Genomic DNA, 16,346 nt, shown 5'->3' with positions numbered 1-16,346 from the left:
CTCATATCAGTGCGGGTTGATATGTGAAGACTAAACGCGCGTCTCGACGCGGGTCCACCGCCTGACAGGTTCTGTCAGGGCCACCCTGCGGGGTCGCGGGGGACCGGTCGTGGTCCGTGAGGTTGGTGTGTTTCGGCCCGAGCGCGGGCGAAGACCGGTGCCGACGAGCGGGAATTCAGGCTCGCAGGCGCTCGCGGATGATCGCGCTCGGCCGAAGCCGGGGCGCGGGCGGCGCCGTTTCCTACCCGGCCTTGCTGCCCGACGCCGTGTCCCGGGTCTTGCGCGGAAGAGGCAGAACCAGCGGGGTCCCGGTGAGCGGGTCGGCAATGACCTGGACCTTCAGGCCGAAGACCTCCTCAACCATCTCCGCGGTGACGACCTCCTCGGGGCGGCCATGGGCCAGGATGCTGCCGGCGCGCATGGCGATCACCTCGTCCCCGTAACGACAGGCCTGGTTGAGATCGTGGAGCACCGCCACGATCGTGGTGCCCAGCTCCGCGTTCAGGTCGCGGCACAGCTCAAGGAGGTCCACCTGGTGGGCCAGGTCCAGGTAGGTGGTCGGCTCGTCGAGCAGGAGGATGTCGGTGCGCTGGGCCAGGGCCATGGCCACCCACACCCGCTGACGCTGCCCGCCGGAGAGTGCGGACACGTGCCGGTTGGCCAGACCAACGACGTCGGTGCGCTCCATGGCCTCGGTGACGGCCGCGTCGTCGTCGGTCGACCACTGGTGCAGGAGCGACTGATACGGGTAGCGCCCGCGCGCCACCAGCTCGTGGACGGTGATCCCGGGCGGGGCGATGGAGGACTGGGCCAGCATGCCCACTCGCCGGGCCAGCTTCTTGGGGGCCAGGGTGGCGATGTCGCGGCCGTCGAGGACCACCTGCCCGGAGCTCGGGGAGAGGACCCGGCTCATGGCGCGCAGCAGCGTGGACTTCCCGCAGGCATTAGGGCCCACGATCATCGTCACCGCGCCCGGGGTGATGGCCGTGCTCAGGTCCTCGATGACCGGATGGCTGGGATGGTAGGCCAGGCGGATGCCCCGGACGCCCAGGCCCGCAGTGGGGACCTGGGCGTCGGAACGAGCCTGCGATGAGACCGGAGCGGGCACGGACTACTTCTTCTTCGGCAGCGTGTCCGCCACCGTGGTCATGACGAGCCGTGCCGCGGTGGGGCCGGCGTTGAGGAAGAAGGCGTCGTCGTCAACGCGCACGGCGTGCTTGTCGTTGACGGCCTTGAGTCCCGCCCACAGGGGCATGGCGGTCAGCTCGGTGTTGTTCTTGTCCTTGTCCTTCTCATCCTTCGGGGTCTTCTGCGCCCCGTAGAGGATCCAGTCGGCCTCGGCCTCAGCCAGGGTCTCGGAGCTGATGTCCTTGTTGCCGTTGTCGGTGAAGGTCTGACTGCTGGGGCGGGCGACGCCCATATCGGACAGGACCGAGCCGGCCAGCGAGACCGCCCCGAAGAGACGAAGCTTGTCGCTGGTCTTGCGCAGCAGGGAGACGGTGGGGTTGCCGTCGATGGCGGAGCCGGCCTTCGCGGCGTCGACCTGGTAGGTCTCCATCCACTTCTTGGCGGTCTCCGGCTTGCCCAGGGCGTCGGCCACGAGGAGGAAGTCCTGCTTCCAGGCCTCGCTCTTGCCCTGGGTGACGACGGTGGGCGCCACCTCGGACAGGGACTTGTAGAGGGTGTCGATGTCGTCCTTGCCCGCCTGGTTGACGAGGATGAGGTCCGGGGACAGGTTGCCGATGTCCTCGACGCTGGGGGACTTGCGAGAGCCGACATCCTTGATGGCGCCCAGCTTGTCGGCCTGCTTGGGGAAGGCCTTCTTGAGGTACTCCGGGACCGTTGCGGCGCCGTCGCCCTTGGTTGAGCCGATCGGCACGATGCCCAGGGTCAGGGCGACGTCGAGCTGACCGGTGGACAGGATGACGACCTTGGTGGGGGCCTTCTTGATCTCGGTGGTGCCCTTGAAGTGGACGACCTTGCGGGGGAAGACGTCGTCGGCCTTGCCTGAGCCCTTGCCCTCGGGCATGCCGGTGGGCACCGATGAGGCGGGCTTGGCCTTGGCGGTCGAGGAGGCGCTGGACTCCGCCTTCTTACCGGAGCAAGCGGCGAGGACGGGGATGGTGGTGGCCAACCCTGCGAAGACGAGAGCGCTGCGGCGGCTGTAGTGGGATGTCATGGGCTTAGGTTAACCTAAGTCATAGCGTTTTTATCAAGAATCATCCTGAGGAAAGGTGGGGACGTGGCGGAGGTCGCTCGTCAGTCGCAGCCGGGAGCTCTGGCGTGATCGCCCGGTGGTGGGAGCGCCGCCGTGGCTGTGGTGAGGAGTCTGCCGGGAGGTCCGCCCCTACGTCAGTGGGGGTTCCGGTGGGTGGGACCGTCCTTGTTCTCGGGGTGCTGTCGGTGCTTCTGTGCCTGGTGAGCCTGGCCGTTGGGTCGCACAGTCTGACGCTGGAGGAAGTGGCCGGTGCCTTCGTGCCGGGCAGGACGACGGTCGCCTCGGTCATTGTCTGGCAGCTGCGGATGCCGCGAACCGTCCTGGCGGTCATGGTGGGAGCCTCGCTGGCCGTGGCGGGGGTCGTCATGCAGGGGCTGACCCGCAATCCCCTGGCCGAGCCGGGCATTCTCGGCATCAATGCCGGCGCGTCGCTGTCGGTGGTCCTGTCGATGTCTCTGCTGGGGCTGACAGATGTGAGTGACTTCCTCTGGTTCGCCTTCGCAGGGGCCGCCCTGGCCGCCTTCCTCGTCCATCTCATGTCGGTGCGCAGCGCCGACGCCGGACCTGCAAGACTCGTGCTGGCCGGGGTGGCCCTGGGGGCGAGTCTGCGGTCGATCACCGGGACCATCACGATGTACGACTCCGTCACCTTCGACTCCTATCGCTTCTGGGTTCTGGGCTCGCTGGCGGACCGGGATGCGGTGCTGCTGGTGTGGGTGGCGCCCTTCCTCGCCGTCGGGCTGGTGCTGGCTCTGGCCTCGGGGCTCACGCTCAACGCCCTGGCGCTGGGGGAGGAGCAGGCCAAGGCGCTGGGGGTCAGCCCGAGGCGCGCTCGGGCGCTGGCACTGACCTCGATCACTCTGCTGTGTGGGGCGTCGACGGCGGCGGTCGGGCCGATCTCCTTCGTCGGGCTGGTGGTCCCGCAGGTGCTGCGGCTGGCCCTGGGGGCTGACCAGCGCAGGCTGCTGGCCGTCTCCCTCGTCGCCGGACCAGTCCTGCTGCTGGCCGCCGACGTCGTCGGGCGGGTCATCCTGGACTCCGGTGAGATGGAGGCGGGGGTCGTGACCGCATTCATCGGCGGTCCGGTGCTGCTGGTCATGGTCATCCAGCGCATGGGGGTGAGGGGACGATGAGAAGGGTTCGGGACGCGGCCGGTAGCCCGGCGTCGGAGGCCGACGGTGTGCGCCTCGGGGCCCCGGCCTCTCAGCTGCGATGCCCCGTTGGAAGCCGCAGGGCTTTCCTCGTCCACCGGCGGGCCGCTGTGGTGACGGTGCTGGCGCTTGCTGCGGCGCTGGCCGTGGTGGCTGTCTCGGTGCTGTTCGGTGCCTACAACATCTCCGGGGCCGACGCGCTGCACACACTGCTGACGGGATCTGGAAGCAGGATGGATCGCTTCTTCGTGCTCAACCAGCGGCTTCCGCGCGCGGTCGCGGCGGCGCTGGTGGGGGCGATGCTGGCGCTGTCGGGTGCTGTCTTCCAGAGCCTGTCACGAAATCCCCTGGGCAGCCCCGACATTGTGGGGTTCACGACCGGTGCCTCCAGCGGTGGGTTGTTCATGCTCCTGCTGGCGGCGTCGGCGAGTGATCTCCAGGTCTCGGTGGGGGCGGTCCTCGGAGGATTTGCGACCGCGGCGGTGGTTGCTCTTGTGTCGCGGCGCGGTGGCGTGGGCGGCGACAACCTGATCCTGACCGGGGTCGCCATCTCCGAGATGCTCTCGGCGGCCAACAGCTACCTCATCTCCCAAGCCAGTCTGCCTAGTGCCGAGACGGCCAAGGCCTGGCAGTACGGTTCCTTCAACGCGATTTCGTGGGGGCAGGTCAAGCCCCTGGCTCTGGCTGCCGCCGTGCTGCTGATTCAGGTGGTGTGGCTCGTGCGGCCTGCGAGTCTGCTGGAGATGGGCGACGACGCCGCAACCAGCCTGGGACTGCGGGTTGGCAGAGTGCGCGGCGCGATGCTCGGCTACGGCGTCGTGCTGGCGGCGATCTGCGTGGCGACGGCGGGACCGATCGGTTTCATCGCCCTGGCCGCACCGCAGCTGGCGCGCCGGCTGAGCCGGTCGGCTGGGATGACCATGATCGCCTCGGCGGCCATGGGAGCGGTGCTGCTGGGCGGGGCTGATTTTCTGGCGCAACGGCTGCTCAGCCCCTTCCAGATCCCGGTGGGTCTGGTCAGCGCTGCGGTGGGTGGGCTTTACCTCGTCTGGCTGCTCATGGCTCCCCTGGGGCGTGCGGAGCGGGCCGGCTGAGGTTGTGGCAGAGAGGCAGAGTACGACCTGGTCCGTATCGTCACCTACCTCACCGACGACGCCGAAGAAGCCCAGGGCCACTAACCCTCAGCACACGCTCACACCACAGACCACCAGGCTCACTCCATAAGCGGTGTCACAATCGGCGACTTTTAAGAGCACCCCCTGGCCAATGGCCATCACTGTCCGGCACATATGCGCAGTTCAGAGCCCTACAGGCCCGGGCACGTCAGCCGATGGACGGCCTAAAAGTCGCCAACCGTGACACCGAGGCCCGCTGATGCCGCGGTCAAGATCGGCCAGATGACCAGGCCTTCATGCCGCCCTCGAGGTTGAGGAGTCGGCCGGGGAAGCCCGCTGCCTTCAGCGCCTCGATGGCGCGGGCCGAGCGCACCCCAGCGGCGCACACCACCACCGTCAGCCGGCCCGGGTCGAGCTCGTCCATCCGTGCCACGACCTCACGCAACGGAATGTGCAGAGCGCCTTCCATCGGCTCGAGCGCCACCTCGATGTCCTCACGCACATCCAGCAGCGCCGGCGGCTCGGCGCTCTCCAGGAGCCTCCTCAGCTCGGCCGCAGAGACACCCCCCACTCCTGCCCCCAGGGCCTCACCCCCGGAGCCGGGCTCCTGCGGTTGCGTCTCGGCCTCGGGAGTCCGGGGAATCACGCAGGCATCAGCCTCCGTGACCAGCGCAGTGATACTCGGGTTCTCCCCACACACCGGGCAGGCCGGGTTCTTCGCCACCGGAATCTCCCGCAGGTGCGCCCCCCAGGCGTCGAGCAACGCCAGCCTCCCCAGCAGCGGCTGCCCGCCGCCGATCACCAGCTTGAGCGCCTCAGCGGCCTGCATCGTCCCGATGATGCCGGGCAGCACTCCCAGCACCCCGGCCTCCGCGCAGGAGGGCACGGAACCTGCGGGCGGCGGGGCGGGGTGCAGGCACCGGTAGCACGGGCCCCGGCGCGCGTCGAAGACCCCCACCTGCCCGTTGAAGCCCAACACCGCCCCGTGCACCAGCGGCAGCCCCAGCATGACGGCGGCGTCATTGACCAGATACCGCGTGGGGAAGTTGTCCGTGCCGTCGATAACCACGTCCCAGCCGCCCAGCAGGTCCCGGGCATTGTCCGCCGTCAACCGAGTCCGGTGGGCAACGACCTCAACATCGGGATTGAGCGCCCTGATCGCCTCGGCCGCCGAGTCCACCTTGGGACGTCCCACGGCGGCCGTGGCATGGATGACCTGTCGCTGCAGGTTGGACACGTCGACCTCGTCGTCGTCAATAAGCCCGATCGTCCCCACTCCGGCGGCCGCCAGGTACAGGGCCGCCGGCGCCCCAAGCCCGCCGGCACCGATGAGCAGGATCCGAGACGCGCGGATGCGCTGCTGCCCCACGAGCCCCACCTGCGGCACGAGCGCATTGCGGTGGTAGCGCTCCAGCTCATCGTGGCTCAGCGGTCGTAGACGCTCCTCGGCAATCACCGATCCGCAGACCCCATTGCGCTCGCTTCCCTCAACAGCGCTCACGTCGCCCTCCCTCATCTACACCCGGTCCTTCTCTCAACGTCTCAGTGCCGTGGTCCTCAACCCCGGCGAGCCAGGATACGCACCTGCACCGCCTTGATGACGCAGCAGACCTCCCGGCCCTCGGTGATGCCGAGCTCGGCCACGGCTCCCGCGGTGACCGCCGCCGACAGCCGCTGCCCCTCCTCCAGCTCCAGGCGCACACTCACCAGCGCCCCGGAGCGCTCCAGCCCCGTCACCCTGCCGGTCAGGACGTTGCGGGGACTGCCGTGCGGCGCCTGCCGGTAGAGGGCGACGGCGTCGGGCGGCACCAGCGCAATACCCGGCGCTCCGGGGTGCAGCACCTCGTCGCGGTTATCCCCGTGACCCTGCTCGCCGATGTGCCCGTCAGCGGCATCCTCCCGGGGGCGGCCGTGAACGACCTGCCCGGACGGCAGCCGCAGCCCCGGCGTCTCGGCGTCACCGTCAATGACCCCCGTGAGCACGGCCGTCCCCGTCAAGTGGGCGACAAAGTCCGAACGCGGCGCGGACAGGATCCTCGCCGTCGGCCCCTGCTCCACCACGCGGCCCCGGTCCAGGACGACGACGTCCTCGGCCAGCGCCGTCAGGTCCAGGACGTCATGGGTCACCAGCAGCAGTGTCAGCCCCTCCTCAGCGCATCGACGCGCCACCAGCCGGCGCATCTCCTGGCGGGCGGTCACGTCCAGGGCGGCCATCGGCTCGTCCAGGACCAGCAGGCGGGGCCCCGTTGCCAGCGCCCGAGCCAAGGCCACCCGGGCCGCCTGCCCTCCCGAGAGTGCGCCTCCCGGGCGGGAGGCCAGGTGATCGGCCCCGACGGCGGCCAGCTCGGCTCGGGCCCGACGCGTCGCCTCCGCCCGGCTTACCCCCTGGCAGCGCAGCGCGAAGACCACGTTGCCCAGCACGGACATGTGGGTGAAGACGCCCGGCTCCTGGCTGAGCAGCGCCACCTGGCGCCGCCCCGCCCGCACGAAGCCCCCGGGGCCGTCCAGGACTCGTCCGCCCAGCACGACCTGGCCGTTCTCGGCGTCCAGCAGGCCGGCCACCACGGAGCAGACCGTCGACTTGCCCGAGCCGTTGGGGCCGATGAGTGCCGTCGTGCGCCCCGCCTCCACCTCCAGGTCGACGACGACGTCGCGCTGCGGCAGCTCAAAGGCCACCTGCAGGTCCTGGCCGTGCCCGCCGCCCCGAGGTGACTCGGAAGTCCGCTCGCCCTTGGACGGCGTCGAGGCCTGCGCGCCTCGGGGCTCCGAACCGGCGGCGTCGTGGTCCTGGTGCTCCTGGCGCCTGTGGTGGGGCAGCAGGTGGGAGGCCGCCGTGCCCCAGTCGATGTTGGTCGCCCCGACGATGACGAAGGACAGGCCGATGAGCACGGCGGCCAGGGCCAGGGATGTGGCCGTATCCTTCTCCCGCTCCAGGTAGATGGCCAAGGGCATTGTGCGAGTGACGCCCTCCTTGGAGCCGGCGAAGGCGATGGTCGCCCCGAACTCGCCCAGGCTCCGGCCCAGGGCCAGGGCCGTGCCCCGAGCCAGGGCGGGCGTTGCCAGCGGCAGCGTCACCTGCGCCAGAACCCGCCATGGGCCGGCCCCGAGGCTCCGCGCGGTGACTTCGGCCCGCTTGTCGCGGCTGCGCAGCGCAGCCTCCAGGGTGACCACCAGGAAAGGCATGGAGACGAACACCTGGGCGATGACCACCGCGGTGGTGGAGAAGGCGATGGGCACCCCCCACTCCTTCAGGTACGCCCCCAGCAGGCCGCGGTTGCCCAAGGTGGACAGCAACGCGATACCGGCCACCACCGGCGGCATCGTCATCGGCAGCACCGCAAGGATTCGCGCGATCCTCACCCCGGGCCAGCTGCGGGCCAGCAGCAGTGCCAGCGGCACGCCCAGCACCACACAGATGGCTGTGGAGGTCAGGCAGGTGCGGATCGAGAGCCACAGGGCGGCCTGCGCCGACGGTGTCGCCAGCAGCTGGGGGAGCTGCCCCCAGGACACGCGCGTCCCCATACCCACCAGGGGCAGGACGATCGCGCAGCCCCCCAAGACGGCCAGGGCCGTGACGAGGACGGGCAGAGGCGAACGAGCGGCCCGCCCACGCCGAGAAAGGGCGCGGACGGGCCGCCGTACCGACTGCTGCTCGGAGCGTGCAGTGGGGGACATCTGGTTCACAGACTCATGTCTACCAGGTCTCCGAGTCAGGCCTGCAAGCCGTCACGGAGCAGTCGTCTGTGCGGTGGGCTTGTTCGCCTCCGGGGAGGAGGACCCCTCAGCGGGCGCGGCCTGAGACGGGGCAGTGCTGGCCCCTGAGCTGGCCCCGGTGCCGGCCGCCGCGCTACCCGCGGCGGAGGCCCCGGCACTCGCCCCGGCAGTGGAGCTGCCGGGCTTGCCGAAGCCGTGCTTGGCCAGGATCTCCTGGCCGGCCTTGCCGGTGACGGCGTCGATGAAGGCCTGGGCGCCCGCGGGGTTCTCGGGCTTGGCCGTCGGAGCGATCGGGTAGTGGTTGACGACGCCGCCGTCGGGGATGTCGATCTTGTCCGTCTTGTCCTTGGCGGCCGCGGCGTCGGTGGTGTAGACGATGCCGGCGTCGGCCTCACCGGACTCGACCTTGCCGCGCACGTCGGTCACCTTCTGCTCCTCGGAGACCGGGTTGAGGGTGATTCCCTGGGCCTCGGCGAGCTTCTTGGTGGCCTCACCGCAGGGCACCTCGGGGGCGCAGATGACCAGGTTGGCGCCGTCCAGCGACGAGTCCAACCCGGTGATCTTCTTGGGGTTGCCCTTGGGGACGATGAGGGTCAGGACGTTGGTGGCGAACTCGGTCTGGTTCCCGACCAGCTTCTGCTCCGCAGCGGTCTTCATCGTGGAGTTGTTGGCCGTGGCCAGGACGTCGGCGCTGTCGCCACCTGCCAGGGAGGCTACCAGGTCCTGGGAGCCCTGGAAGTCGAAGGTGACGTCCAGGCCGGGGTTGTCCTTCTCCACGGTCTTCTCGATCTCCTCGAAGGCCTTCTGAAGAGAGGCGGCGGCCAGGACCGTGACCTTGCCAGTGGCCTTCTGGGAGGCACCTGAGCCGCTTGCGGAGGCGGCGCTTGAAGCGGCGCCGGTGGAGCTGTTGGAGGCGGAGCCGCCGCAGGCGGCCAGAGAGACGGCGGAGAGCAGGCTGACGGCGGCGATGGCCGCACGACGAGTGATACCCATACGTTGTCCTTTCGGGGTAGGGCAGCCGGGATCAGGCGCCCTGAGAAGGGGTAACGTCGTTGGTTCCTTGGTTGCCGGTACCCTGAGTGTGTACTGGGGTCCATCCGCGCGATGGCCGTGCGGTGGAAGTGGCCCCCTCACGCGAACGATAGACCACGTAGGGGCGAGTCACATAGCCCACAGGCGCGGAGACCACGTGGACCAGGCGGGTGAAGGGCCAGATCGCCAGGAGCAGGAAGCCCGCGATGACGTGGAGCTTGAAGGAGATCGGCACATCGGTCATGAGCTCGGGGCGCGGCTGGAGCACCAGCACCGAGCGCAGCCAGGGGCTAATCGTCTCGCGGTAGTCGTAGCCGTGGGCATCGGTGAGCTGGTTGAGGACCGTGGCCGCCGTTCCCAGCAGGATCGGGATGATGAGGAAGCAGTACATGACGAGGTCGTTGCGGGTGGTGGCCAGGCGCACGCTCTTGACGACGATGCGCCGGTAGATGAGCCCGACCAGGCCCACGATCGTCAGGATGGCTGCCAAGGTTCCCAGGTAGGTGGCGCCCAGGTGGTACATGTGCTGGGAGACGCCCAGCATCTCGGTGACGTCCTTGGGCACCAGCAGCCCGACGACGTGACCGCCCATCACCATGAGGAAGCCCAGGTGGAACAGGGGGGATGCCAGGCGCAGGATGCGGGACTCGTTCCACTGCGAGGATCGGGAGGTCCAGCCGAACTGGTCGGTGCGCCACCGCCAGATCATGCCTGCCACCAGCAGCACCAGGCTGGCGTAGGGCAGGGCCACCCACATGAGGTTCTGCTGAATCGGGCTCATGTCATGCTCTCCTGGCTGCTCGTGAAGGGGGAAGGATCGGCGACTGGTGCCGAGCCCGGCACGGCGGGTGCACCGGACAGGCTCGGGTTGCGCACGGGAATGGTCGGGAAGGGCAGGGTATTGGTGACACCGACGGTCTCGGTGGGTGGTCCGGCCGCCACGAGGGCGCGCACGCGCTCGGCGGTGGCCTCGTCGATCTGCGGCAGAGTCATCGAGACGGCCTCCACCAGCCCCGCGTAGGGGGAGGCGGCGTCGGCCAGGGCGCTGCGCAGCACCTCGATGCCCTCGCGGTGGGAGGACAAGAGCGTTCCCGCTACCTCGTCACCGCTGCGCGCGGACAGCTCGAGGACCACCGGCAGGTAGTCGGGCAGCTCATCGGCGGCCATCTCGTAGCCGGCCGCCGCCAGCGCCTGCTTGAAGGCCAGCAGTGCGGCGCCCCGGTGTCGGGTGTCACCCACCGTGTAGTACGTCAGGTACAGGCAGCAGCGCCGACGTCGGTCGAAGACCTCCACGTAGTGCTCGGCCATGGCCCGCTCGCCGCGGCGCCGCGCCTGAGCGATGAACTCCTCCAGGAGGACGGCCACCTCCGCCGGTAGCGTGGCCAGCTCGGCCTCGACGGCGCTCAGGCGCGTCTCCAGAGTCCCCTCGGCCGGGTAGTCCAGCAGCAGCGAGGCCGCCATGTGCACGGTGGCTCGCTGGGAGGGCGTCAGTTGCACCTCGGCGGGTTTCTCAAGAACCCGGGGGGCGCGGACGAAGGAGACCATCTCAGAGATCCCTGGGGGCCGCGACCGCGGGGCCGGTCGAGGAGTCGGCCGCCGGGGCCTGCCCCACCGGCTCAGGCACACCGACCTGCGGCATGCCCGGGCCGGCGGCCGGCACCGGCTCGCGGCGCACGGTCGGCAGCGGCAGGCTCACCGGGCCGTTGTTGATGCCGCCGCCCTGGCCGTGGAAGGAGGCGACGTCGGGGTGGCACCCGGCCGGGGCCCCCTCACCCAGAAGGGTCATGACGTCGTTGCCCATGGACTCCATGCCGCGGGGGACCTCGGGCTTGGCGGTGGGGATGACGTAGCGGTCGTCGTACTTGGCGATGGCCAGCAGGCGGTACATGGCCTCCAGTTTCTTGCCGTCCAGGCCCACGGCGGCGGCGATGGCCGGGTCGGGCTCGCGGCCCAGGCGCACGTCGCGCATGTGGGAGCGCATCGCGGCCAGGCGCCGCAGCACGAGCTCGACCGTGTTGGTCTCGCCGGCCGTGAACAGGCCCGCCAGGTACTCCAGCGGAATGCGCATGTCGGAGACGGCCGTCAGCAGCACCTTGTAGTTCTCGCCGTCCAGGCCTGCGGCCGCGACCTCGTCAACGACCGGGGAGAGCGGCGGGATGTACCAGACCATCGGCATGGTGCGGTACTCGGGGTGCAGGGGCAGGGCCACCTCGTAGGTGTCGATGAGGTCCCAGATGGGGGAGGCCTGAGCCGCCTCGATCCAGTTGTCCGGCACGCCCTCGGCGCGCGCGCCCGCCACGACCTCGGGGTCGTGGGGGTTGAGGAGGATCTCGCGCTGGGCCATGTACAGGTCCTGCGGGTCCTTGACGGCGGCGGCCTGCGAGACGCGATCGGCGTCGTAGAGGAGGACGCCCAGGTAGCGCAGGCGGCCCACACAGGTCTCCGAGCACACAGTGGGCTGGCCGATCTCCAGGCGCGGGTAGCACAGGGTGCACTTCTCGGCCTTGCCGGTGGCGTGGTTGAAGTAGACCTTCTTGTAAGGGCAGGAGGACACACACATGCGCCAGCCGCGGCAGGCGTCCTGGTCCACCAGGACGATGCCGTCCTCAGTGCGCTTGTACATGGCGCCCGACGGGCAGGCGGACACGCAGGTGGGGTTGAGGCAGTGCTCGCAGATGCGCGGCAGGTAGAACATGAAGGCCGACTCGATGTCGGTGCGCACCTTCGTGCTCATCGCCTCGATGATCGGGTCCTGCTGGAGGGTCTCCATGGAGCCGCCCAGGTCGTCATCCCAGTTGGGACCCCACTTGATGGTGGGCATGTACTCGCCGGTCAGCTGGCTCTTGGCGCGCGCCACCGGAATCGCCGGCGAGTCCTTGGGGGCCGAGAGCAGCTTGTCGTACTCGTAGGTCCACGGCTCGTAGTAGTCCTCGACCGTGGGCATCTCCGGGTTGGCGAAGATGTTGACCAGGCGGCGCAGGCGCCCGCCCGAGCGGGGCCGCAGGCGGCCCGAGGCCGTGCGCTCCCAGCCGCCGCGCCAGGTGTCCTGGTCCTCCCAGCCCTTGGGGTAGCCGACACCAGGGCGGGTCTCGACGTTGTTGAACCACATGTACTCGGTGCCCTCGCGGTTGGTCCAGGCCTGCTTGCAGGTCACTGAACAGGTGTGGCAGCCGATGCACTTGTCGAGGTTCATCACCATTGCGATCTGGGCCATGACCTTCATCAGAAAGTCACCTCCTGGTTGCTGCGGCGACGGATAAGCGTGACCTCGTCGCGGTTGTTGCCCGTGGGGCCGATGTAGTTGAAGGCGTAGGACAGCTGCCCGTAGCCGCCTGCGAAGTGGCTGGGCTTGAGCACGATCCGGGTCAGGGAGTTGTGCGTCCCGCCTCGCCTGCCGCTGGACTCTGTCAGCGGGGTGTTCATGGTGCGCTCCTGGGCGTGGTGCATGAAGACCATGCCCTCGGGGATGCGGTGGGAGACGACGGCGCGCGCCGCCACGATGCCGTTGCGGTTGTAGGCCTCAACCCACTCGTTGTCCTTGACGCCGATCTTGTCGGCGTCCTGGGGGCTCATCCAGATGGTCTGGCCCCCGCGTCCCAGCGTGAGCATGTGCAGGTTGTCGAAGTACTGCGAGTGGATCGCCCACTTGTTGTGCGCGGTGATGTAGCGCACCGCGACCTCCGCCGTGCCCGCCTGGCTCGTGGACACCGAGCCCGGTGCGGCCTCCCCGTACAGGGCGTGGAAGTCCAGTGGCGGCCGGAAGATCGGCAGGGACTCGCCCATGTCTCGCATCCAGTCGTGGTCGAGGTAGTAGTGCATGCGCCCGGTCAGGGTGTGCCAGGGCTTGGCGTGCTCCACGTTGACCACGAAGGCCGAGTAGCGCCGTCCGCCGTGCTCGGAGCCGGACCACTCCGGGGAGGTGATGACTCCCTGGGGCTTGACCTGGGTGTCGGCGAAGGAGATGTGCTTGCCTGCCTCCTCCTCGCTGAGCTCGACCAGCGTGGTTCCGGTGCGCTTGGACAGCGTGTCCCAGCCCTCGGTGGCGATGCGCCCGTTGGTGGTGCCCGACAGCGTGAAGATGGCGTCGGCGGCGCGGATGTCGGTGTCGAGCAGCGGCCGGCCGGCGGCCACGCCGTCGGAGGAGACCCCGTGGTTACGGGACAGGCGCTCCACCTCCGGACCCGGCTTGAGCATGATGCCCTTGCAGGGAATCCCCAGCTTCTCGGCCAGGGGGCCCAGGGCGTCGAACTTGGCCTGGATCTGGGTGTAGTCGCGCTCGGTGGGCACCAGCTTGGGCATCGTCACTCCCGGCACCCACTCCTGGGGGAGGGAGGACACGTCACCGTGCGCCATCGTCATGGCGTCGGGGGTGTCGTGCGTCAGGGGTGCGGCGACGACGTCGGTCTGGGTGCCCAGGTAGCGCGGCGCCCAGGCGGAGATGAGCCCGGCCAGGGTCTGGAAGACCTGGAAGTCGGTGCGCGCCTCCCAGGGCGGGTCGATGGCCGCGTTGAAGGAGTGCACGAAGGGGTGCATGTCGGTCGAGGAGATGTCGTGCTTCTCGTACCAGGTGGCCGCCGGCAGGACGACGTCGGAGTGCAGGGTGGTGGAGGTGTTGCGGAAGTCCGCGGTCCACATGAGGTCGAGCTTGCCCACGGGGGCCTCGTCGCGCCAGGTCACCGAGGCGGGCCGCTGCTCGGCCGGGGTCTCGACGGCGTTGACGTCGTTATCCGCACCCACCATGTGGCGCAGGAAGAACTCCGTGCCCTTGGCCGAGCTGCCCAGCAGGTTCGTGCGCCACGAGCACAGGATGCGCGGGAAGTTCTCGGGGGCGTCGGGGTCCTCGCAGGCGAAGCGCAGCTCACCGGAGCGCAGCTGCTCGACGATGTAGTCCTTGGGGTCCATGCCCGCCTCGGCGGCCTGCTGGCCCAGGAGCAGCGGGCTGCGGTTGAAGGTCGGGTAGGACGGCGTCCACCCGCGCTTCATGGCTTCGACCATGGCGTCGGTCGTGGTCTTGCCCGCCAGGGTGCCGGGCCCCAGCGGGGAGGCCAGGCGCTCGGCGGAGGTGTTGTCGTAGCGCCACTGGTCGGTGGTGAGGTACCAGAAGCCGGTGGAGATCATCTGTCGGGCCGGGCGGTGCCAGTCCAGGGCGAAGGCGTACTGCTGGAAGCCGCTGAGCGGGCGGACCTTCTCCTGACCCACGTAGTGGGCCCAGCCGCCGCCGTTGACGCCCTGGGTGGCGCACATGGAGGTCAGCGCCAGGATCGTCCGGTAGATCTGGTCGGCGTGGTAGTAGTGGTTGATGCCCGCGCCCATGACGATCTGGGAGCGGCCGCCGGACTCCACGGCGTTGAGGGCGAAGTCGCGCGCTACCTGGATGATGGCGGGGCCGGGAACGCCGGTGATCTCGCTGGCCCAGGCGGGAGTGCCCGGGACGGTGGCGTCCTGGTAGTCCGCGGGCCACTCGCCAGGCATGGACGGGCGCTCGACGGCGTACTGGGCCAGGAGCAGGTCGTAGACGGTGGTGACCATCCGGTCACCGATGCGGGTGACCGGCACGCCGCGGCGCACGACGCCGCCGCCCACGGAGCCCTCGGGGGTGGAGGAGCCGGGCAGGTCGAAGCGGGGCAGGAGCACCTCGGCGGCCTGAACCTGGGGGCCCTGGCCGTGCAGGTCCAGGATGCTCATGACCGGGTCGACACCCTCCATGAGCAGGTTCCACTTGCCCTCACCCTCGGGGGTGAAGCGGTCGGCCAGGGTGCCGCCGGGGTCGGCCGGGCCGCGCTCGCGGTCCCACACGAGGGGGCGGAACTCGTTCTTCGGGGCGCCGGTGGCGACGCCGTTGACGTCGGAGGCCGTCACGAAGCGCCCGGGCACGTAGCCGGTGCCGTCGGGGGAGGGGTCCAGACTGATGAGGAAGGGGGAGTCGGTGTGACGGCGCATGTAGTCCAGGAAGAAGGACTCCTCGCGCTTGACGTGGAACTCCGAGAGGATGACGTGCCCCATCGCCTGGGCCAGGGCGCCGTCGGTGCCCGGGGCCACGCGCAGCCACTGGTCGGCGAACTTGGTGTTGTCGGCGTAGTCGGGGGAGACGGCCACGACCTTCTGCCCGTGGTAACGGGCCTCGGTCATGAAGTGGGCGTCCGGGGTGCGGGTCAGCGGCAGGTTGGAGCCCCACATCATGAGGTACTGGGCGTTGTACCAGTCGCCGGCCTCGGGGACGTCGGTCTGGTCACCGAAGACCTGGGGTGAGGCCGGGGGCAGGTCGGCGTACCAGTCGTAGAAGGAGAGCATCGTGCCGCCGATGAGCTCGTGGAGGCGGCCTCCGGCTCCGTAGGAGACCTGGGACATGGCCGGGATGACGCTGAAGCCGGCGATGCGGTCCGGACCCCAGGTGCGGATGGTGTGGACGTAGGCGGCCGCGACGATCTCCATGGCCTCGTCCCAGCCCACGCGGACCATGCCGCCCTTGCCTCGGGCGGACTTGTAGGCCTTGGCGGTGGCGGGGTCACCGGTGACCTGCGCCCAGGCGGCGACCGGGTCGCCGTCGTTGTCGGCCTTCGCGGCGCGGAAGGCGTCCAGCAGGACCGAGCGCACGTAGGGGTAGCGGATGCGCGTGGGGGAGTAGGTGTACCAGGAGAAGGCCGCGCCGCGCGGGCAGCCGCGGGGCTCGTACTCGGGCATGTCCGGCCCCGTGGTGGGGTAGTCGGTGATCTGCTTCTCCCAGGTGATGATGCCATCGGAGACGTAGACCTCCCAGGCGCACGACCCGGTGCAGTTGACCCCGTGGGTGGAGTGGACCATCTTGTCGTGGCTCCACCGGTGGCGGTAGAAGGTGTCGGCCTCGCGCCCTCCGGTGAGGAACAGGCGGCGGGCGTCGGCAGAGGCTTGTCCTCGACGCAGGTACGAGCCCAGCGTGAGCAGTCCGGGGGCGTTCTCGACCTGCTGGTCGGGTCCAGGAACGATCCCGGGGCCGGTGGTCTGGGAGCCGGTGGTGCTCATCAATGGTCCTTTGATCCGTGAAGCTGGTGGGTGGTCAATGGTGTGTCTGTGTTCATCAGTGGTCAGCCTGGGGCTGGCTGGCTGGCGGCGGTCCGGCCGATGGCGACCGGGCGGGCG

The 16,346-nt window shown here is 69.6% G+C and carries 11 protein-coding genes; 2 read left to right on the top strand and 9 right to left on the bottom strand.

Annotation, left to right across the window (positions count from 1 at the left end; genetic code table 11):
* Positions 1-241 precede the first annotated feature (241 nt).
* Positions 242-1,108 (bottom strand): ABC transporter ATP-binding protein, encoded by an 867-nt coding sequence (locus HW274_RS09565; RefSeq protein ID WP_075254582.1) that lies wholly within the window; start codon positions 1,106-1,108, stop codon positions 242-244.
* Between the two features lie 3 nt (positions 1,109-1,111).
* The gene (locus HW274_RS09560; protein ID WP_075254581.1) at positions 1,112-2,179 is read right to left on the bottom strand and encodes an iron-siderophore ABC transporter substrate-binding protein; all 1,068 of its coding nucleotides are present in this window, start codon (positions 2,177-2,179) and stop codon (positions 1,112-1,114) included.
* A gap of 188 nt (positions 2,180-2,367) precedes the next feature.
* On the opposite strand from HW274_RS09560, the gene HW274_RS09555 reads away from it, so the two are divergent.
* Entirely contained in the window at positions 2,368-3,351 is a 984-nt protein-coding gene (locus tag HW274_RS09555; protein WP_256692508.1) for an iron ABC transporter permease, read from the top strand.
* The gene (locus HW274_RS09550; RefSeq protein WP_185988703.1) at positions 3,348-4,463 is read left to right on the top strand and encodes an iron chelate uptake ABC transporter family permease subunit; all 1,116 of its coding nucleotides are present in this window, start codon (positions 3,348-3,350) and stop codon (positions 4,461-4,463) included. Before HW274_RS09555 ends, HW274_RS09550 begins: the two co-directional genes overlap by 4 nt.
* A 289-nt stretch (positions 4,464-4,752) precedes the next feature.
* Here the strand turns inward: HW274_RS09550 and moeB are convergent, their stop codons facing one another.
* From moeB to HW274_RS09515, 7 genes are read right to left on the bottom strand one after another with little or no spacing between them, the layout of a single operon-like run.
* A complete protein-coding gene (gene moeB / locus HW274_RS09545) occupies positions 4,753-6,000 on the bottom strand; it encodes a molybdopterin-synthase adenylyltransferase MoeB (RefSeq protein ID WP_185988702.1) in 1,248 nt (415 codons plus the stop codon).
* Positions 6,001-6,041: 41 nt separating this feature from the next.
* On the bottom strand, positions 6,042-8,168 hold the full coding sequence (locus HW274_RS09540) for an ABC transporter permease (RefSeq protein ID WP_185988701.1): 2,127 nt from the start codon (positions 8,166-8,168) through the stop codon (positions 6,042-6,044).
* A gap of 42 nt (positions 8,169-8,210) precedes the next feature.
* The gene (modA, locus tag HW274_RS09535) at positions 8,211-9,191 is read right to left on the bottom strand and encodes a molybdate ABC transporter substrate-binding protein (RefSeq protein WP_185988700.1); all 981 of its coding nucleotides are present in this window, start codon (positions 9,189-9,191) and stop codon (positions 8,211-8,213) included.
* A gap of 31 nt (positions 9,192-9,222) precedes the next feature.
* On the bottom strand, positions 9,223-10,011 hold the full coding sequence (gene narI / locus HW274_RS09530) for a respiratory nitrate reductase subunit gamma (RefSeq protein ID WP_185988699.1): 789 nt from the start codon (positions 10,009-10,011) through the stop codon (positions 9,223-9,225).
* Positions 10,008-10,775, bottom strand: coding sequence for a nitrate reductase molybdenum cofactor assembly chaperone (narJ, locus tag HW274_RS09525; protein WP_075254574.1), 768 nt, complete (start codon positions 10,773-10,775; stop codon positions 10,008-10,010). The genes narI and narJ overlap by 4 nt, the downstream gene beginning before the upstream one ends.
* A gap of 1 nt (position 10,776) precedes the next feature.
* The gene (gene narH / locus HW274_RS09520; RefSeq protein ID WP_185988698.1) at positions 10,777-12,453 is read right to left on the bottom strand and encodes a nitrate reductase subunit beta; all 1,677 of its coding nucleotides are present in this window, start codon (positions 12,451-12,453) and stop codon (positions 10,777-10,779) included.
* Positions 12,453-16,229, bottom strand: coding sequence for a nitrate reductase subunit alpha (locus HW274_RS09515; RefSeq protein WP_221935774.1), 3,777 nt, complete (start codon positions 16,227-16,229; stop codon positions 12,453-12,455). The genes narH and HW274_RS09515 overlap by 1 nt, the downstream gene beginning before the upstream one ends.
* Positions 16,230-16,346: the final 117 nt, after the last annotated feature.

The sequence above is a fragment of the Actinomyces sp. oral taxon 169 genome, assembly GCF_013394715.1.
Classification (GTDB): domain Bacteria; phylum Actinomycetota; class Actinomycetes; order Actinomycetales; family Actinomycetaceae; genus Actinomyces.
This window is presented reverse-complemented; position numbering and strand designations above follow the sequence as displayed.